The 20,752-nt window shown below is 33.6% G+C and carries 16 protein-coding genes; 4 read left to right on the forward strand and 12 right to left on the reverse strand.

The genetic code is table 11. The annotated features are described in order from the left end of the window. Positions 1-307: 307 nt before the first annotated feature. From HHU12_RS11580 to HHU12_RS11595, 4 genes are all read right to left on the reverse strand, one after another. Positions 308-1,456, reverse strand: coding sequence for a rhomboid family intramembrane serine protease (locus tag HHU12_RS11580; protein WP_169656905.1), 1,149 nt, complete (start codon positions 1,454-1,456; stop codon positions 308-310). 51 nt (positions 1,457-1,507) lie between these two features. Next, positions 1,508-1,957 (reverse strand): DUF3592 domain-containing protein, encoded by a 450-nt coding sequence (locus tag HHU12_RS11585; protein WP_169656906.1) that lies wholly within the window; start codon positions 1,955-1,957, stop codon positions 1,508-1,510. 176 nt (positions 1,958-2,133) lie between these two features. Then, complete coding sequence (locus HHU12_RS11590; protein WP_169656907.1) at positions 2,134-2,607, reverse strand: hypothetical protein; 474 nt, start codon at positions 2,605-2,607, stop codon at positions 2,134-2,136. Between the two features lie 306 nt (positions 2,608-2,913). Then, positions 2,914-3,771 carry an AraC family transcriptional regulator gene (locus HHU12_RS11595; RefSeq protein WP_169656908.1) on the reverse strand — a complete coding sequence of 286 codons (858 nt, stop codon included), beginning with the start codon at positions 3,769-3,771 and terminating at the stop codon, positions 2,914-2,916. 196 nt (positions 3,772-3,967) lie between these two features. On the opposite strand from HHU12_RS11595, the gene HHU12_RS11600 reads away from it, so the two are divergent. From HHU12_RS11600 to HHU12_RS11610, 3 genes are all read left to right on the forward strand, one after another. After that, entirely contained in the window at positions 3,968-4,270 is a 303-nt protein-coding gene (locus tag HHU12_RS11600) for a DUF1330 domain-containing protein (protein WP_169656909.1), read from the forward strand. A gap of 74 nt (positions 4,271-4,344) precedes the next feature. After that, on the forward strand, positions 4,345-5,145 hold the full coding sequence (locus HHU12_RS11605) for an SDR family NAD(P)-dependent oxidoreductase (RefSeq protein WP_169656910.1): 801 nt from the start codon (positions 4,345-4,347) through the stop codon (positions 5,143-5,145). A gap of 1 nt (position 5,146) precedes the next feature. Further along, entirely contained in the window at positions 5,147-6,022 is an 876-nt protein-coding gene (locus HHU12_RS11610; RefSeq protein WP_169656911.1) for a radical SAM protein, read from the forward strand. 60 nt (positions 6,023-6,082) lie between these two features. Here the strand turns inward: HHU12_RS11610 and HHU12_RS11615 are convergent, their stop codons facing one another. The 5 genes from HHU12_RS11615 to HHU12_RS11635 form a co-directional block, all read right to left on the reverse strand. Continuing rightward, entirely contained in the window at positions 6,083-6,844 is a 762-nt protein-coding gene (locus HHU12_RS11615) for a LytR/AlgR family response regulator transcription factor (RefSeq protein ID WP_169656912.1), read from the reverse strand. 1 nt (position 6,845) lies between these two features. After that, positions 6,846-7,892, reverse strand: a complete 1,047-nt coding sequence (locus tag HHU12_RS11620) for a sensor histidine kinase (protein ID WP_169656913.1) — start codon at positions 7,890-7,892, stop codon at positions 6,846-6,848. A gap of 204 nt (positions 7,893-8,096) precedes the next feature. Beyond that, on the reverse strand, positions 8,097-9,410 hold the full coding sequence (locus HHU12_RS11625; RefSeq protein ID WP_169656914.1) for a TolC family protein: 1,314 nt from the start codon (positions 9,408-9,410) through the stop codon (positions 8,097-8,099). Positions 9,411-9,415: 5 nt separating this feature from the next. Next, entirely contained in the window at positions 9,416-12,454 is a 3,039-nt protein-coding gene (locus HHU12_RS11630) for an efflux RND transporter permease subunit (RefSeq protein WP_169656915.1), read from the reverse strand. Positions 12,455-12,460: 6 nt separating this feature from the next. Further along, positions 12,461-13,513 carry an efflux RND transporter periplasmic adaptor subunit gene (locus tag HHU12_RS11635; RefSeq protein WP_169656916.1) on the reverse strand — a complete coding sequence of 351 codons (1,053 nt, stop codon included), beginning with the start codon at positions 13,511-13,513 and terminating at the stop codon, positions 12,461-12,463. A 551-nt stretch (positions 13,514-14,064) separates the two neighbouring features. Between HHU12_RS11635 and HHU12_RS11640 the strand changes: the two genes are divergently transcribed. Continuing rightward, complete coding sequence (locus HHU12_RS11640) at positions 14,065-14,607, forward strand: hypothetical protein (RefSeq protein WP_169656917.1); 543 nt, start codon at positions 14,065-14,067, stop codon at positions 14,605-14,607. Here the strand turns inward: HHU12_RS11640 and HHU12_RS11645 are convergent. From HHU12_RS11645 to HHU12_RS11655, 3 genes are all read right to left on the reverse strand, one after another. Further along, the gene (locus HHU12_RS11645; protein WP_169656918.1) at positions 14,600-15,217 is read right to left on the reverse strand and encodes a 3'-5' exonuclease; all 618 of its coding nucleotides are present in this window, start codon (positions 15,215-15,217) and stop codon (positions 14,600-14,602) included. The genes HHU12_RS11640 and HHU12_RS11645 overlap by 8 nt on opposite strands. Before the next feature lie 211 nt (positions 15,218-15,428). After that, positions 15,429-18,470 (reverse strand): hybrid sensor histidine kinase/response regulator transcription factor, encoded by a 3,042-nt coding sequence (locus HHU12_RS35800; RefSeq protein WP_169656919.1) that lies wholly within the window; start codon positions 18,468-18,470, stop codon positions 15,429-15,431. A 34-nt stretch (positions 18,471-18,504) separates the two neighbouring features. Continuing rightward, positions 18,505-20,568, reverse strand: a complete 2,064-nt coding sequence (locus HHU12_RS11655; RefSeq protein ID WP_169656920.1) for a SpoIIE family protein phosphatase — start codon at positions 20,566-20,568, stop codon at positions 18,505-18,507. Between the last annotated feature and the right edge of the window lie 184 nt (positions 20,569-20,752).

Here is a 20,752-nt window from a genome sequence, read left to right on the forward strand (position 1 = left end):
TTCATACTGATACTTCGGGCATTAAAATTAAAGGACAAATGTTAATATGCAAAGTTATTTCGATTAAAGTAAACCCATAATTGAAATTATGGGCTTTTGGGAGGATAACTCATTGATCAGCTTTTGATAAAAATATTAGACTTATCTTTATTTAGAAGGTTATAAAAGCCCTAAACCTTTGAGATATCAAGTTTATAATAAAAAGTTGGAGAATGGGACAGCTTCCCATAAGCCCATGACTTCCAGTCATGGTGCACGGTATTTTAACCAATTTCTTTATCGATACTGAAAAGTTTAGAACCTGTCCTTATTGATTTAAAAGTTCCAATTTTTCAAAAATCTCATTTATTTTTTTTTGATTTTCTAAAATAGTAGAATGAGGACCAAAAATATTCCCGGTACCGTCCTTGAGAATAATCTGTATTGTTTCTTTTCTTAATTCACAATACTCTTTAAGCAAATAAATTCTTGTCTGAAGGTGTTCCGGCATATCATCTAATGACTCTAAAAGTGAAAGGTTTTTCTCCCACAAAGCCATACCTTCATTTTCCAGCAATGCTAATTCATCTTTATAGAGGTATTTATTATCCAATCTAAAATCATACTGCAACATAGCAACTGCTTTTTCTTCATTCTCACCAAACTCTTCCATTACGCTCTGAAACTCTCCCAATTTATTGCCGAGCACTTGTGGTAAAAAAGATACTAATCCAATCACTAGAACTGGGATAATGATAGTAACAAATTTCAAAATATTGGGTTTCTTAATTGAAATAGCATAAGCAACACCAATAAAAAAACCACTGACCAAACCTCCAATATGAGCCGCATTATCAATCCCGTCTATGGTAAAACCAAATACAAGATTATAACCGATAAAGGAAAAGATACTAGACCTAAGACTTTGCATGGATTCGGAAGGCATATTCAATACTTTCAACAGTATAAATGCCAAAAAGAGACCATACATACCGAAAATTGCTCCTGATGCTCCAACTGAAACAATATTGTCATTGAATGCAATGCTTACAATACTGGCCATGACACCAGCACATATGTAAGAAGACAAGAATTTCTTATTTCCCAACAATGGTTCTAAGAGAATTCCAATATGTAAGAGAGCGTATGCATTGAACAGTAAGTGCAAAATACCGCCGTGCACAAATACACTACTCAATAATCGCCAGTAATCTCCATTCAGTGTCAAAATTTTCAAATTGCCACCCCAATTTAATAACGCCTCAGCGGTAGGAGAAAAAGGGCTGACCCCGCCTATTGACATGATTAAAAACACCAATATATTTACATAAATAATCACCGGGGTAACATAAAATTCTTTCGTCGGCTTTAATAATTTAAGGATATCTTTAAAGCTATTCGACTTTTCTTCTTCTTGAATCTCTTCCTCCTGAACTTTGTCTTGTTGTTGTTCGTTTTTCGTTTCTAAATTTTCCATAATTTGCTTTACCCATTAATAGTTTAAAAAATCTTGATACTTTATCAATAATCATTCTTTACTGTTCTCACTTTTGGCTTTCCTTCTAAAACCATACAATATAAAAATACCCAAACCTGAAAAGCTGAATCCAAGGAACCCTAAGGCTAGCACTCCTCCCCAAAGTTCTAGTCCATTGTTCAAAATTGCTTCTTCTGAAGCATACTCATGATATAAAACTTCCACTTTCTGCCCAACTACATCATGACTGCTCCCCGGAGCATTGAACTGTATTGTGTCACCGTATTGATCAATAAATTCAATCACTAATTCCAAATTTGAATATTCATTACCCTCTTCATTGACTCTTGTGTATTCTTCAATCTCCATCACTTTTCCCCCCGTCTTAATAGAAGAGTCTAAAAACTCCGAACTTTCTTTATAGGATAATACACTTATCACCAAACAAGCTACGCCAGGAAAAAGAAAAAAACTTGAAAAGAAAATAGATGCGATTTTCATTGATGAGTCAGGTTGAAATTAAAAAAATACTATAAGTGCCACATTGCTTTAGCACAAATGTATCAAATACTTTACGAAAATTCCACAACGACTTTTCCTGTTTCATTAAAGGAATAGTTTTTTTAAAAACTCAAGAATAATTGTGATATTATCGCTATCTGAAGAGGGAGGCTATTCTATAGGAATGATTTTGATTCCACACTTAACTTACTTTGTAAAAGTGCATTATTTTGAAATAAATCCTGAGCAATTTTCGTATTATGTATTAAATACCTATCCCGTTTAAACATATTTTTCGAGAAAAAAGAATGTTGAATCCATTTATCAATTAATGTGATTCTATACACTTTTGAATCATTTTTAATGATTTTCATCTCAATCAATTCTTGAGGGTAACTCTCATATGTTTTGATACTTATCTCTTTTATATCATTAAATTTTATTTCTTCTTTTTTTAAAAAGAATCTATCACTTTCTACTATTAAATTTCTACGAAAAAGAATATTATTCGGAAACAATAATAAAGAGAAAAAAACAACTAGAAATAATGGAAAAACTACAATCTTGATAAGACTGAGTTGAATAAAGAAATTATTAAACTGTTCATCAAAAATATAAAATGATATAAAAAGTGAAATTTGAAATATCATTTTAAAGTTATTGTTATAATTATTTACAACTGCAATACTCCTTTTGTCACTCAAATTGCTCCCCATAAATTACTGATTATATTAGCATTAGCTATTAACATGTCCGCCGTGATTAATAATTGATTTTATACACATTTTTACATTAGGTATAATCTAACCCTTAAAATGTTAAGTAGTCTTTTCAACCTCTCTTGATTGATTTTTAAATTTAACTTTTTTGCTTCTAATACCAAGAACATCGCAGTAGTAACATTGAGTACATTCCTTTTTTTAAAAACAGAAGGTTTTATACTGAAAGTAAAACAATTAAACCACACAATTCAACTTCCCCTTTATCTTAAATTCCTTGATAGTACTTCCGTATACTTTCTTAAACGACCTCGCCAAATGACTGCTATCTGTAAAATTAAGTTGCCATGCAATTTCCTTTAAACTTAAATCCGTATGCAACACTTTGGTTTCCACAATTTTAAGTTTAGATTTCAAAATATAATCTCCTAGACTCACTCCTGCTTGTTTTTTAAAATACTCAGAGAAATAAGATTTTGAAATGCCAAATTGATCAGAAAGATGATTTAATCTGAGTTTTTCATTATCCAAAAGGTTTGTATTGATATAGCGTAGTATTTCTCCAAATCGACTGTCTGATTCATTGGCTTTATCTACATATTTTTTCTCTATACTTCTAGCCAAAATATTTAATATAGAAGCAATGACACCTGTGATAATAGAAGTTGAATAAGCATCTGAAAGCAAATATTCTTTATAGATGGACTTTATATTATTGATAATAAATTGACGGTCTTGATCTGTGGATATGATATCTCCTGGCACTTTATTATAATTAGCTATAACATAAGCTATGCGGTCAAACCAAGCTTTATAATCCATCAGACCCTCTTTTTGAAGGAAATAATGATCCGTAAATCGTATAAAGTAAAACCTTGATGGTGTATTGATTTTAAAAGAATGACAATCCATTGGGGGAAGGAAAAATATATTTCCTTCATTATATTCAAACTCATGTTCATTAATACATTGCCTTCCGCTCCCTTGCTCTACAAAAACAATTTCAAAAAAATTGTTCTTATAAGGTCGTTTTACCCATGTATCTATTTCTTCTACATGTATTTCTAATAATTTATTGATTGACTCGGTCTTCATGGTATATATATTGGATAATTATCATTATTTACAGTACAAAATTAGACTAATGAATTCAAAATAGTATACAAACAAGTATATATTTACCTCATTTCCAATAATCATACAACTCTTACCAATATTCATACAACTTAAGCCAATTCTCTACCTAGTACCTTTGTAAGGTTGTTAATCACCACTTAAACTTTTAAATACAATGGCTTACTACTCAGTATTAGATGTAACACCAACTACAGATGCATGGATTGCAGATTACCTAGAACCTGCAAACAAATTGGTTGCAAAGCATGGCGGAAAATACCTTGCTAGAACTGCAAGTCATGAACAGATAGAAGGTGAGAAAGTAGATGCCACTCTTCGAATTTTAATCGAATGGCCTTCTAAAGATGCTGCTTTAAATTTCATGAAAGATCCTGGTTATGTTCCTCATTTAGAAGAAAGAACAGCCGGCTCTATAAGTCATCATTTCTTGATTGAAGCGAAAGATGATTTAGCATAATTACTCATTACACAATGTTTAGTAGCCTTAAGGTTATTATGCATTGTGATCATTAAAATCAAAACAAGATAAAAGTGGAAAACAAAAATATATTCATTACGGGTAGTACAGATGGTATTGGTAAAATTGCTGCAATTGCTTTAGCCAAACAAGGTCAAAATGTAATGGTGCATGGCAGAAGTCAAGCTAAAGTAAATGACTTAATTAAAGAAATTGAATCTCTTACAAATAATAAAAACATTAAAGGTTTTGTTGCTGATTTCTCCAACTTGGAAGAGGTAAAAAACATGATTGCAACGATCAGAAATACTTTTGAAAGCATAGATGTTTTGATCAATAATGCAGGTGTCTTCCATGGTACTTCAGCCAATAATAATCTAGGTTTTGATCTACGATTTACAGTTAATTATTTGGCACCTTTTGTACTGACAAATGGATTGATAGAGTTGCTTGAAAAAGCAAATCAACCTAGAATTATCAACCTTAGTTCTGCTGCTCAAGCCAAAGTGGATTATGGGAAATTAGAAAATAAATCAATTCTTGAAGTTAATAACGCCTACGCTCAAAGCAAATTAGCTTTGACAATTTGGACGACTTATTTGAGTGAAAAATATCAGAACATCACCTCTATTGCCGTCAATCCTGGTTCATTGTTAAGAACTAAAATGGCTTTGGATGCTTATGGACAATTCTGGTCTCCTGCTGAAAAGGGTTCTGATTTGTTAGTGGAACTGGCATTGGATGAGAAACACTACAACCGTAGCGGTGATTATTTCGACAATGATTCTGGAAGATATACTACGGCTCATCCAGATGCATATAATAAAAATGAAATAGAGAAGTTAATTGCTTTTACACATAAAATATTAGAATAAAATGAAATATACAGGACAAGTTTACAGACCTCCTTATGAAGGAAATACATTATTATTGGAAGTTACGGTAGGTTGTGCTCATAATGAATGTACTTTTTGTACCATGTATAGAGAAACGAAATTTTCGATCTCAAAAATGGAACAGATAGAAGCTGATTTACAAGAAGCTCAAACATTATATCCTGACGTTAAAAGAATATTCTTAGTGAATGGTGATGCTTTTGTGCTTTCTGCGAAAAGACTGAAAGCCATTGCAGATATGATCCATCATTACCTTCCAAAAGTAGAGATAATAACTATGTATGCCTCTATCAATAACATTATGCACAAATCTGATGAGGATTTAGCCGAATTAGCAAAATTAGGTATAGGTGATTTGTGGATTGGTGTTGAAACAGGCTTGAGTGATGCATTGGATTACCTCAATAAAGGTGCAACTCTGAAGGATACTGAAGAACAATTAGAGCGTTTAAATAAAGTAGGAATGACTTTCTTCTATGGCTTTATGTTCGGTGCTGCCGGAAGTGAAAGAGGCATAGAAAACGCTGAAGCGAATGCTCGTTTAATCAATAAGGTAAAACCATTGGGAATTGTGCCTACTACTTTAAATGCAAATAAAGGTACGATTCTGGAAAATGATGTTGCCAAAGGGACTTTTAATATCTCCACTGAAAGAGAGGTGTTAGAAGAGCAAATCATGACCATTGAGTTAGTGGATGTTCCTACTTATTATATGGGAATTCACGGTATCAACTCTGTTAGTTTTGATGCTCAATTACCTAGAGATCGTGATGCTATTGTTGAGAAATTAAATGAAGTAATTCTTCAAACAGATGACGCTCTTTTAGATAGTGTGCCGATGAGACGTGCTATATAAGATTGTAAAGTAATGTCCTGAAAAACTGTCCCGTTTCTTCAGGGCATTACTTCAAAAAAATTAATCTACCACCCATTTTTTAAATTTAGGAGCTTTCTCCTTCGGAATAACAATTTCTTCTTCCTCCATTGTTTTCAGTCGTAAAACCCACTTTCCATTATAAAAAGGTTCAATACTTTTTACGGCATTGACATTTACAATATACTGACGGTTTACTCTAAAGAACATTGAAGGATCTAGTTCATATTCTAATTTATCGAGTGTAAAATCAATGGTAACACTAGCCTTTTGTTCTGTTTGAGCATAGGTTGTTTTGTTTTGGGAATGGAAACAAGCAATGTCTCTTACATTCAAAGCTTCCATACTTACAGCCGTATTACCCCATATTCTTTTGCGGTAGGCTTTGGACTGTTCGGCTACATGTGTTTGAATATTTTTCACTTCTTCTTTAGAAACAATTGAAGTAGTTTTTGCCTCAAATTTCTCAATTGCTTTCTGCACCCATTTTTCTTCCACAGGTTTCAGCAAATAATCAATACTATTGACCTGAAAAGCCCTTAAGGCATATTCATCATAAGCAGTCACAAAAATGATAGGGATATTAACCGAAGTTTTCTCTAAAATTTCAAAACTTAAACCATCCGTCAACTGAATATCCATAAAAATAAGATCAGGTTTGGCTTCATTACCTTCAAAAAATTCCAAACTTTCTTCAACGGACTGTAATGGAAATAAAAACTCCCAATACGGTTTGATTTCCTGAATTACTTTCTTCAAATATCTTTGTGCAGGTACCTCGTCCTCAATAATTAGTACTTTCATTTTATGCTGTTTTATTCAGTAATGGTATGGTTACAGAAAAATAATCACTAGTCTCTGTTATTTCAACTTGAGCATTTTTGTCCATGGCCTTAAAACTCTCTTTCAAATACGTGAGCCCGATATTATAAGATTCTTGTTTCTTATTTTTCAATTGAATATTGTTTTCAATTTTAATAAAATCTTCCCTCATTTCTACTTTGATAGTCAGTGGCTTTCTGATGGTTGCTACATTATGCTTAAAAACATTTTCCAGTAAAAGCTGAAGGCTCAAAGGGGGAATTATTCTTTGCGATTTTTCGTTTTCGATATTCAAATCTAAATTAAGTCCTTCACCCAACCTCACTTGATGCAGGTCCAAATAATGTTTCATCGCTTCCCACTCCGTTTCAAAAGTTACTTCCGTAGCTTCCTTGATTTGCAAAACATATCTATACGTATGTGATAAATCCATCGCAAACTTTTTAGCTTGAACAGGATCATATTCAATTTCTGAAATCAAAACGTTTAGACTATTGAATAAGAAGTGCGGATTAAGATGTGCTTGCAATGCTCTATTTTCTGCTCTCAATTTATCTTGCTTCAGCGTTTCTGCCTTGATCGATTCATCTCTCCATTTTCTTAAATAGTCATCCGTGATAATAAGAGAACAATACAATAGTAAAATCAAACTTTGAATAACCCCTAAAATCAAATTATTTTTTTGAATGATATGAGGAGAAGGCTTATTAGAATGCAGATTGATCGTGATCAAAACAACATAAAAGAAAAGCAATGCCATCACAAACAATGTAATCAACTCCAAAGTCAACCTTAAACTTGGGTTCTTTCTAATAGGTATAAAGTTTTCGTAAAAATTAGAAAGATGACCACTGAAATACACCATTCCATTGAACCAAATCAAATACAAATAGGTCGAAACATAACTAAAAGCATTAATTTCTTCAGTATCACCAATTATTGACCAGTATGTGAAGTACAATAATAAAAGTGAAAGCAATGGACTGAGAATTGGTGTCACCCACTTAAGGTTTTTCTCTAATACAATCATTGATGAATGTGTTTTGATGAAGCCATGAATTGCAATCTAATATTTTTAGCAGTTATTCAATTAAAAAAGAAAGTCTAAAACTTCCGATATTAAATGTATAAAAGCATAAACAGACATGCAATGTACCTTTATTTTATAAAAAAAGTGGGAAGATATAATGAAATACCTCCCCACAAACTCCTCTTTTCCTAATTGTTTTAGCTGTTAGTTAGCTGTTAAATTTCCCATCGAACGAACGTAATGTGTCCATTGTATCTGAGCCTTTAACTTTGATTGTATATATTCAATGACGGCTTGTTCAAGATATAACTGAGAATCAATCACCTCTAAAATATCTATCAGCCCTTCTTCGAATCTTTCTTCCATAACCGAGGCATTTTGACGTGCTTTTGTCAAAGAAATTTTTGCCACCGTATTTTCTTTCAAACTGTTTTGCCAAGCCACTCTTTTCTGAGCGATTTCCAAATCCAGCAATTCTTTCGTTCTTTCTAATGCCAGCTGTTCATTGTGAACTTTCAATCGCTGACTTGCTACTAAATGCTGTTTTCTACCTCCATGAAATATCGGAATACTCATCATCAATCCCGCTTGAACATTTGGCACTGCTCCTGGCTGAAAATTATATCCCGGTGATGAATAAGATCCTGTTACCACACCACTTAATTGTAAGCGGTAAGTGCTTTTCACAATATTCATGTCCTTGATACGCTCTTCTACTTTGTATTCTGCTACTTTGTATTCTGGACGAACGGACATATCCATTTCATGCGTTTGAAAATATTCCAACTCAATTGAATCAATTAAAGTGATTTCATCTTCAAACGGTCTGCCTAATATTCTATTCAATGACATTTTGTAAACCTTCAGATCATTTTCAGCCTGAATTACAGCTAAATCTGCTCTATTTACTCTCACTTCAGTCATCAAAAGATCGCTTCGGTCCAGTGTACCCACCTCCACTTTATTTTCAACAAGACCTGCTATTCTTGACAAGTCATTTTTGTAATTCTTCATGGCAAAAACCAATTCGTTCTGTGCCACTGATTGCCAATATTGAAGGTCTGTAGCCATAATCACATCTTGGGTTGTGATTTCTAATTGCTCAGAGGCAATTTTATGCTTCACTTCCGCACGATTTTTTCTTTCCTTCAACTGACCCCCTCTATAAATTGGCTGTGTCAAGGAAGTATATAAACCATATTGATTTTGTGCACCCTGTCCCATGGTCTGACCTGCCAATTCTCCAAATCTTGGATCATCAGGCAGTGTCATCTGCAATGGATTTTGAACATACCAGTAATCAGCACTTGCACCAATTTTAGGCATCATATTGGACATGGCCGCTTTATAGTTTTTATATCCTACTTCTACTTGGTTTTCAGCCATCTTCACGAGTTGCTCATGTTCAATTGCCTCCTTTCTATATTCCATTAGGTAAGGATCATTGACCTGGGCGTGAGCTTCTATTGCTCCTAAACAAATCAGGAGAACTACGAAGTGTTTTTGTAATTTTTCCATGTTTATTATTTGTTTAGTTTGATGTTATAGAAAATAGCATAGAATACCGGAACTGCTATCAGTGTTAAGAATGTAGCGAAACCTAAACCGAAAATAATCGTCACTGACATCGCTCCAAAAACAGAATCCGGAATCAACGGGATCATACCAAACATGGTGGTAATCGCCGCCATCAGTACTGGTCTCGTCCTTGAAATCGTAGCATAAACAATGGCATCGTAATGTGATTGTCCTTCTTTCCTTTGGATGTTCACCTCATCTAACAATACGATTACATTTTTAATGACCATACCCAACAAACCAATCCAACCGATAAAGGACATAAAGTCAAATGCTTTCCCAAGTCCTACTAAACCGAAGATCACTCCTATCAGTGAGAAAGGAAGCAAGACCATTACAATCATTGGTTGTTTGTAGTTTCCGAATAATGCGATAAGAATAGCAATGATCAATAGAAATGCCAATGGGAAGAAAGTCACAATGGCTTCTACTGCCTCTTGTTGGTTTTTCTTTTCAGCATCCCACATAAAAGTATACCCTTCAGGCAACTCCATTGCTTCTATTTTACTGACAATATCTTTTTGCAATTCGGCAGTAGTTACACCTTCAATCGGGTCACATAATGCTGAAAGTGCTCTGTGTCTGTTATAAGTTTGAATAATTGGGTATTCATAACCAAGTGACATCCCATTAGTCAATTGTGGCAGAGGAACATTTTTCATTCCTGAAATCACTTTCATGTTTTCTACCTTTTCAATATTTGGAATTTCACCTTCATCCAATTTCAAGACAATTGGCATCAACTCATTCTCTTCTCTATAAGTGCCTATTGGCAGACCTTCACTTACCACTCTAAAAGAATTAGCAATATCTGCTCTTATCACTCCTGCTCTTGCCGCTTTATTATTAGAATATTCTGCGGTCCAAACTGGCGCCATGTTAAACCAGCTACTATGCACATGTCTCGACAAATCACTGCCTCTCATAATCAGCATGGCCTCATTGACTAATGAATCCAACACTTGAATATCATCACCCATAAAACGAGCTTCCACTTTACCATCCAATGGAGACATGACAGAGTAAAGTTCTGGACGGATAAATATGTCTGGCCAATTAGAATATTTCTCTTTTTCTAACCTTGAGAACACTTTGTCTACATTTTCAAAATCTTCGCATTCTACAATAAAATGCATCACGTTTGATTGTGGTCCATACGATGAAGAAGCTAAGAAATACCTTGGAGGTGTATTACCCAAAGTAACTGTAACCTCTTTTACTTCTTCCTGTTCCATCAACCATTCATAGATTTTATCCGCTTGCTCCTCAGTATATTCAATTCTTGTTCCTTCAGGAGTGAAGGCATTGATTTTGAAAAGGTTCTTCTCAAGTTCCGGCATAAATACAATTGACATGTACCTAGCCGTGAACAATGAGAATGCGAATAATCCTAGAAAAATTCCTAATGAAATATATTTATATTGGATACCTAAACGTAAGAAAGAGCGGAATTTATCATAAAATTTCCCTTGGAATAGTGCTTCCGTTTCTCCTTCTTTTTTCTTTTCGTCTTTTAAGAAAACATCACAAACCAATGCAGATTGTGTAAGTGCAAACACCCAGCTTAATGAAAGCGAGATTGCTAATACACTAAATAATGAGGATAAGTACTCACCCGTTGAGTCAGGTGAAATCCTGATCGGGAGGAAGGTTAAAATTGCAATGATTGTCGCCCCTAATAATGGCCAAGCTGAAGCTGTTGCCGCTTCCATAATTGCTTGTTTTTTAGGAACGCCCATCTTCATTTTCATCAAGATTGATTCAATCACTACAATGGAATTATCCACGAGCATACCCATTGCAATAATCAATGCGGCTAATGAAACCCTTTCCATATTGATCCCGAAAGTCCACATGATAATGATAGTGGCAAGAATTGAGAATACAAGCCCTGATCCTACTAAAATACCATTCTTTAACCCAATGAAAAACAATAGAATTAATACTACTACTCCTACTGAGGCGATCAAATTGAATACAAATCCATCATTGGCTACTTTAGATTCATTACCTTGATCGTATATATTTTTGATAAATAAACCTGCGGGAAGGTTCTCTTTTATCACTTCCAATTGAGCACGTACATCTTCCCCAACTTCCACAACATTGGCTCCTGCTGATGCCGAAATAGCGAAACCAACAGCGGGAAGGCCTTGTATTTTCATTTTGGAAGTATAGGGAGTGACGTACCCTTCCTCAATCGCACAAATTTCTTTTAATCGAATTTGATTTCCTTTCGAGTTGGTCACTAAAAAGTTTCCAATTTCTTCTGTATTATTAAAGTCTCCTCCAATTTTGACTCTCAATCGTTGTTCATTTGTATTGACAAAGCCAGCATTGACCAACTTATTCTGCTGATTAAGAGCGTGCATTACATTTTCCAATGAAACACCCAACTGATTCATAGCAGTATATGAAAGCTTCAAATCAATACTTTCCTGTGCTTTACCAAACAAAGAGACCTTCGCTACATTGTTTACTTTTAACAGCTCCTTCTTAATGTTATCAGCATAGTCATTTAACTCTCTGTAAGTAAAACCTTCACCATAAATTCCATAAAAAAGGCCTAATACATCAGCAAAATCATCATTCACTATTGAAGTATTTGCATTAGCGGGCAACTGAGACTGTGCATCACCTACTTTCCTTCTCAGCATATCCCACATCTGTGGAATATCATCGCCGGGAACCGTCTTTTTTAGTACTACAAGAATTTTAGAAACCCCATGTCTGCTGTCCGAATCCAAGTAATCCAGACCGTCCATGGCTTGGATAGCTTCTTCCAATTTATCTGTGACTTGTTGCTCTACTTCTTCAGCAGAAGCACCGGGATAAGTAGTCAAAACTACCGCCTGTTTGATAGTGAAAGGAGCATCTTCCAGCTTACCAATTTTTTGATAAGCCACCACTCCCCCCAGTATAACAAGGGCTAAAACAAACCATGTAAATGATTTATTCTCAATAGAAAATTTCGTTAAGTTCATGGTGATTTAGTTCTTAGTGATCATTGCATTTTCAATATTCGCTCTCACTTTTTGGCCTTCTACCAATAATGATCCACCAGTTGCCACAACCCATTCTGCGTTGCCCAACATTTTCACTTCCACCTTACTATCGTCTTTGAGGTGTAACAATTGCACATTTACTTTATGCAATGTTTTATTTTTTGGAGATACAGACCATACAAAATTTTCACCGTTTGCTTCACCCATCACAGCATTTGTGGGCAGAATCACTGTGGTTTCTCCTTTATTTTTAAAATTGAAATACACTTCAACAGTCATTCCGGCTAAAAACTGTCCATCTGCATGCTGTACTTCCAAAAGCATAGGATAAGCATAATTCAGTTGTTCAGTATCATGTAATACCTCAATCACTTTCGCCCAGTATTTTTTATTTGGGTTTGAATCAAAAACAATTTCAACTTTATCCAATTCATTGACTTGTTTCACGATCTCCTCCGGTACTGTGCATCTTACTCTTGTTTTTTCAAAATCTTGTAAAGTAATCACCGTTTTTGAAGCAGTAACATGCTCTCCTTTTTCAATGGATAACTTTTTGACTCTTCCTGTAAATGGTGCAAATAATTTGGTATCTTTTAACGCATTTTCAGCCATTTCGAGGTTGGAAGAAGCTTGTTCAAAATCCAAGATGGCCTTATCGTAAACCTGCTCTGCAATATTGTTTTTCTTGAATAGTTTCTCCGCTCTTACTTTAGCCGCTTCGGCAAGATGAAAGGCAGACTCCGCTTTTTGAAGATCTATTTTATAGTCTCTCTGATCAATTACGCCTAAAACTTGCCCTTTTTGTACACGTTGTCCTTCTTCTAAATTAAAAGTTTTCAAAGGACCACTTACTCTGAAAGACAATTGCACTTCTTTTTGGGGAATTGAAACTCCCGTTGCAATATTGGAGTGACTAGCTCCTTCTTCCTTGACCTGAACAACCTTAACTAATTGATCTTTAGTTTGTTTATCCTGGGTTTTTTCTCCACCACAAGAAGTGAATACAATTAATATTGTATACAGAAATAAATGCCTCATTTTAGGTAGTAATTATGTGAGTATAAAAATTATGATAATGATCGTGTAAATAAATCGTGTTTTTGTGGTCATCCATTAGAAATGAATTTCCAGACAACTACATATTTTATATACTACATTACTTAAAAACACAAAGAGGCTCAACCACCGAAACGACAAAATAAAGCACTGTATACAACATTTGTTGACTTGAATCGTCCTCAATAAAAAAAGAAATACAAAATTTAGGAATCTTTTAAAGTATGCTGGGAAAATATATTTTAGAAGCGAAATTTTACCTTTTTAAGTTGTTTGGTGATTAATTTTAGAGAAAATAGTATTGCTGTAGTGGGTGAAATTAATAAACCCACGTACTAAAAGGGGTATTTTTACTAAAAGAGATTTTAGAATCACATTCTTAATAAAAGTGAATGAATAATTTTCTCAAAACACTAAAATATTTAATGAATGTCAAAAAATATAAAAATCAATTTTGGTTTGTAAGGTAAAATGTTAAATTTGTGTTAGACTAAATTTTTTAAAGTGTATCAGGATAAACTTACTCTAAAAACATGTCAATTTGGAAAGCTCTTGAAAATGCGGTCTTAATAACTCCATCACACCAAAAACTCTCAGTTTCAGAAAATGTTTCATTAAAAGAAAATGAGTTGTTTTTACTGAAGGAGGATGATTTAGCCGCCAGAAACTACATGCGAGACTTAATTAAAAAGACCTCGGAAAACTTGTATAATACAGAACATTATGAACCTTATATCATAGGTTTATTTGCAGTGGGAATGGCTGTAGCCCGTTGCGATGGTAGGATTGTAGAAGAAGAAAAAGTGGAAATCAAGGAATTTATTGATTTCGTAACCAATAGTGAACTGCCTCAACGATATCATGATAAAATTGATGCCATCAAAAATATGGTATTCTTAAATTTTAATACTGCCATGAGTTTTGTCGGGCAGATGCATGTTGATACTTGGGAAGTGGTAGACCACCTTATCACTCTTACAATTAAAGCAGACGGTATTATTGCCACTCAGGAAGTGGAATTTTATAGAAAATGGAAGGCTTGGCTGGCATCAAAATCTTATGACAGGGCTATTTAAGATAATTTATCCCTTTCTCAAAGCCAGCTTGCATAAGTTGTTCCCATACAAATAAAGTCATAAAACTATCTGATAAAGAATCGTGTGCATTATCCAAAAGAATTTTATCTTCTAAGGTAAGATGGCTTTTGAAGTGATTGAAAGCAGTAGATAATCGTTGCCAAGTATAATTATTGTATTTCTCATTCCATTCCTTTACTACACCTGTAGAAAAAACGTTCATGGCACAATAAATCCCTCTGGCGTTTCTCAGGTCTACATAATTCATATCAAAAGGTGCGTTGTATATCACTATGTTCTGATCTTCAACAAGATCGTTGATCATGTCTTGCATAGCAAAATCATATACCGGCGCATCTTCTACCATTTGAGGAGAAATACCATTGACGGCCATTGCCTCAGGCCAAGTTTTTCTATACTTAGGTTTAATGTAAGTACTGAGAAGAATATCCTTTTTATCATTGATAATACTTATCTGCAAGGCTTCATCTACCCCGGCATCAAGTCCGGTTGTTTCTGTATCAAGAATTAAGAAATTTTCTGTAATAAATTTCTCTTGCTTAGTACTTTCAGTTCCTGCTTTTTTATTTTTGATAAGATCATCAAACATGGTAAAAAATTATACTGGTTTAAGGTATTATTAATGAAGTGATGAGAATGCACTGTATGGTAAATAATGTACTTGGCAGAATACATCGCTCAAAGTTATTAATTTAAGCAATAGATCTTTTCGTTACAATATTTTTAGAAGAATTAATTGTAATTATTTTATTTCTAAGTACAAAGTCAAAAATAAATCATAGTTAATTTTGAAGTTGTACTTAAACGCCTTGTTCTCTATACTTTTTAGGTGTAACACCATAAAGGTCAGAAAAACATTTTGTAAAATACGCTGGAGTATTGAATCCGGTCTGATAAGCAATATCAGAAATGACCGCATCTGAGTTTTTCAATAATTCAGCACTGTATCTCAAACGAATATCACGCATAAATACACTCGAAGATTTTCCGGTTAAAGCCTTTATTTTACGATGCAATTGACTTCTACTTATAAATAGTTGCTGTGCTACTTCTTCCACGCTCAACTCCGTATTATCAAGATTGTCTTCAACTATAGCTGTAAATGACTTGATTAACTTTTCATCGTTATTTGAAAACTCTACCACATCTTCCTTCACTAAGAAATGTTCACGGAATTTAGATTGAAGAATTCTTCTATTTTCAAGAATACCTTGTATTCTCACCAATAACTCCTGCTTATTAAATGGTTTGGTGATATAAGCATCTGCTTTTGTGGAATAACCTTTCAACAGTGTTGATTGATCAGCTTTTGCAGTCAATAAAATAACTGGAATATGTGATGTCTGATCCGTTTCTTTAAGTAGACGAGTCACTTCAATACCGTCAATTTCCGGCATCATAACATCAGATAGAATGATATCTGGAATCAACTCTTTCGCTGCTTCAAAACCTTTCTGACCATTCTCAGCTAAACTTACCTGATACTTATCTTTTAGTATTTTATGTAGATAATTTCTTATGTCTTCATTATCATCTATCACTAATATTGAAGGCAGATTTTTATCATCACTACTCATTTGACCTTCAGGAACTTCTGAAGACAAGTGTTCTGGCAGAACTGATTGTAAACTTTCTAATTCTGACTCAGTAATTTCCAGTTCTACATCTTTATCCTCAAAGAAGGCTAGGCTGACTGGAATCTCAATATCAAACCTTGTCCACTCACTTTCAACGCTTTCAACTTCTATTTTACCAAAATACTTAGTGATAATACCTTGTGTTAAAGCCAAACCAATTCCGTTGGTGGTAGAAAGACCAATATTTGAATGATAGTATTGATCAAAAATATACGGTAAATCTGAAGCGGCTATTCCCTTTCCATTATCGTAGAAAGACATTTTTAAAATCCCTTGCTCAATACTAGCTTTTACCACAATCTTACCTTCTGTCTTTGAGAACTTAATCGCATTAAAAATCAAGTTATTAACGATTTTATTAATACTATTTTTATCGATATAGCCTTCTCTTTCCTCAGTTTCAAACTGAAAATCAATAGTTACATTTTGTTGTTCAGCGTATGAATGAAAAGATGAAACGCCCACAGACAGTAATTCTTTAATGTCCGTATTACTTAGTTTTAAGGTATTATTATTTTGAAGTTCAAGATTAGTAAGATCCAAAATCTGATTAATCAGTTCCAGCAGTTGTTTTGTCTGATACTCTAACGATCTTAAACTATTATTTTTCTCCACTTGCTCTTTGAGTTCATCAATAGCCCCAATCATCAATGTAAGAGGTGTCCTAAATTCATGGGAAATATTAGCAAAGAACTTCGTTTTAAACTCATCCAATTCTTCCAATCTTTTTTCCCTTTCAATAGCGCTAAGTTTTTGCTCTTCAGAAACTTTCAGCTGTGCTTCTTTCAATCTGATATTAATAAAGTAAAGAACGATCACAACCAATGCCAACACACAAACTAAGATGACAATCCAAAACCACAATGTTCTTTCTTTTTGAGCTGATTTTAATAAATCATCTTTCAGCTCTTTTTCTTTAAGCAATTTTTTGTTGTTGAAATTAGCTTCCAACTGCGTCAGCTTTCTGAATTCCGACTTATTATTTAATTCATTATTTACCTCCAACTTCTCTCTCTGATACTTAAACGCATTTTTGAAATCACCAGTAGCTTCGTACAGTCTGATCAAATGATCAATCATTTTATATTTCCTTTGAATTAAACTTCTATCCTTGGAAATTGCATAACCCTCTAAATAATATTTCTCTGCTTTTTTATAATCCTGATCTCTTTCAAAAGCAATGAGACCTAAAACCTCGTATGCTGCAGCATGAGTGGAATAACTGTACTTATATTTTTCAATCACATCTAATGCCTCTTCAATATAATATTCTGCTGAATCAAATTGCTTTAATTTCCAGTATCCAATTCCTATTAGTGTTGAAGCAGGAGCTAACCGTTCTTTCTGATTTTTCTTTAAAAAAATACTCCTTGCTTTTTGAGCTGATAATAATGCCTTCTTTAAATTTTCTTGTTTTATCACAGAATCTTTTACGAATGCATTCAACGAAGAATATGTACCTGAAATATTTACATTAATATTAGCGATAAAATATTCGTTGTTTATTTTTTCAGCAACTGATAGGGCTTCTTCAAAGATAGAGATCGCTTTCGTATAGTTTTCTTTTGCTAGGCTTTCATCGTCGATACTATTGTTTTTCCAAATCAATGCTTCATTACTAAGCACCTTAAAAAGTCCTTGAAGGTCTCCATTTTCCTCGTAAATCAGTTTTGCACGCTGAAAATAGCGGATAGCCTCATCAAAATCACCAACATTTTTGAGGTATAAGCCCATATGATTACATCCCAAGGCAATTTCAGTGGAATCCTGTAGCTCTTCTAAATACCCAAACCCTTCATATAAATTTGAATAAGCCAAGGAATCATGTCCCATAAATGATTCAACAGAACCAAGACATAAACTACTTTTTCCTTTACCTTTTAAATAATCACTTTCAAAGCTTAAACGCTTGGCCTCAGTTAAATATATTTTGGCACTATCTAATTTCCCTCCAATCATAAACGTCCTGCCTTTGATTTCTATCAAGTCTATTTTGTGCTCTTGATAGTCTTCAATCTCAGGTTCTGAAAGGAGAGAATCAATAATATGAACAGTCTGTACCGTGTTCTTATATTTTTTTTTCTCTAGCAACTTTTTAGCTGCTTCGTATTTGGCGTCTTCTTCTAAACCTTCAAGTGGGTTTTGACTAAAAATAGGTGAAGATAAAGAAAGTAGAAAAGTTATTAGCAGTAAAAATTTATTCACTTTTCAATACATTTAAAAAATAACTCCGATTAATTTATAATTTAAAACCTATTACTAAAATATCGTCTGTTTGCGATTCATTCTGCTGTTTCCTCCACGTTTCAAAACGATGTAATAGGATTTTCTCCTGTTCTTTAGCTGGAAGATGATGAATTTCATCGATCAATTCTCTAAATCTTTTCACTAAAAACTTCTTGTTATTTGGCCCACCAAGCTGATCTTGATAACCGTCAGAATAAAGGTAAATAAGTGTTTCCTTCTTGCTAAAATCAAGTTCATGATTTTGAAAAGCGGAACTATTCAAATCCATACCTCCAATACTTCTTCGATCACCTTTCATAACAAATTGCTTACCATCTTGATAGTATAACCAAGAATTTTTGGCACTACTCACTATTACTTTTTTCTGAGTATAATTGATCAAAGCAATAGAAATGTCCATACCATCCTGAACACCAAAGCTTTCATGTTGCTTCAGTGTCATTTGTAATTGCAGGTGTAAGTTTTCAAGGATATCCTTAGGTGAAATAATACGTTTGACTTTAATAATTTCATTTAGCAATCCTGTACCAATTAATGACATAAAGGCTCCCGGAACACCATGTCCTGTACAATCACTACAAGCAATAATTGCCATTTCATCTTCCACGCCTTCGAGTATTCCTGAAGAATAATAAAAATCACCTGACACAAGATCCCTTGGCTTGTAGAAAAGCATTAATTCTTGACATAACTTTTCTATATTTGAACGGATAGGTAGTGAAGCATTTTGAATTCTTGTTGCATAATTCACACCGGCTGAAATTCTTCTATTTTTAGAGTCAATCAGTTCCACGTATTCTTGAAGGTGATCTCTCTGTGCTGCAATTTCCTCCGCTTGAATTTCAATTTTAAAGTTTTTGTCAGAAATTTTCTGATACGCAACTTTAAGATCTCTATAGAATCTATACAAAAAGTAAATAAAAATACCACTCACTATGAAGATAAATACAAGAACATAAATGAATTTTTCCTGATCATTCATTACTCTCTCATTGTATTCCTTTTCAAGCTTAAGTGAATAGATCTCAGAAATATGTTTTTCAGATTCATAAGAAGATTTGATCTTCTCTACCCTCGTTTCTATTTCAATATTATCAATTTTTGCTTTTATCTCATTATACTCCGTTACGTAATTGTAAGCCGCTTTCCAATTGTGATCTTCTTTTTCAATCTTTGCCAGTAATTCACAGACATCTTTGATAAAGAACATTGCCTCTAATGAATTTGCCAAATGATAAACTTCTAATGCTTGCTCTCTTGCTTTTTTTAAGTTAGAAGATTTAAAATAATATACAGCAGACATCAACTTGTATTCACATAATGCATACTGATCATCAAAATTTTCAAAGTGACGGATGGATTCATTGATATAAGAAGTAGCCTCTGCCATTTCTCCAAGATTGGAATAAATCTGCGCTTTTATTGCCAAAACATAAGCTTCCTCTTCTTCGAAATTATATTTGATGGCATTGACATAAGCTTCATCTTCATATTTGAGTCCTAACTTATTATGTCCCCACTTCATATACACTTCACCTATGTTGAGCAACATATTGACCTCATGTCTCCTCTGTTCCAAAGTGATTTCATCTGCTTCATACATTCCATTACGAATAGATTCAAGCCCTTTCAAGTAATATTTCAAAGCTTTTTTATAATCTTTTTTTCTGAAATAGAATACTCCAATATTATTACAGATCGTGGAAACATCCGGCCAGTCTTTAATCTCCTCCGAGAGATGAAGCGCCTTCATGGTATTTTCAAAACCTTTTGTGATTTCTCCTTTTTTTATCAAATAACTTCCACTTATCTGATAAGCAAAGCTTTCCGCTTCTTTATCCCCTATTTCTAAAGCTATTTTCTTCAACTTATCAGTATAAAATAGTGTAGAGTCAGAAAGAGTGTGCAGGTGTGTAAAAGATGAATTTTTCAGTTGGGCAATATCGTCCTTAGGAGTATTCTTTGCAGAAGTATACTCTATAATACATAATAATAGTATTACAAGAAGGGTAAGTTTAGAACCAAACTTTTTTGTATTAACGGTATTGATCAGCAAGCGATTTGTGTGTAAAAAAAGAGCCTTATTCCTTAAAATTATAAAAAAACTTAGCTAAATACAAGTTTTTTAATGAGGTCTCCCCTCTAAAAAAAATGATTTTAGTTTTAAAATTTAATGTACAATGTTATGTGTTTGTATTATTCAATGAAAAACAAATCTTTTATGGATTAAAAAGCTCCTA

This window comes from Flammeovirga aprica JL-4 (genome assembly GCF_012844305.1).
Classification (GTDB): Bacteria; Bacteroidota; Bacteroidia; order Cytophagales; family Flammeovirgaceae; genus Flammeovirga; species Flammeovirga aprica.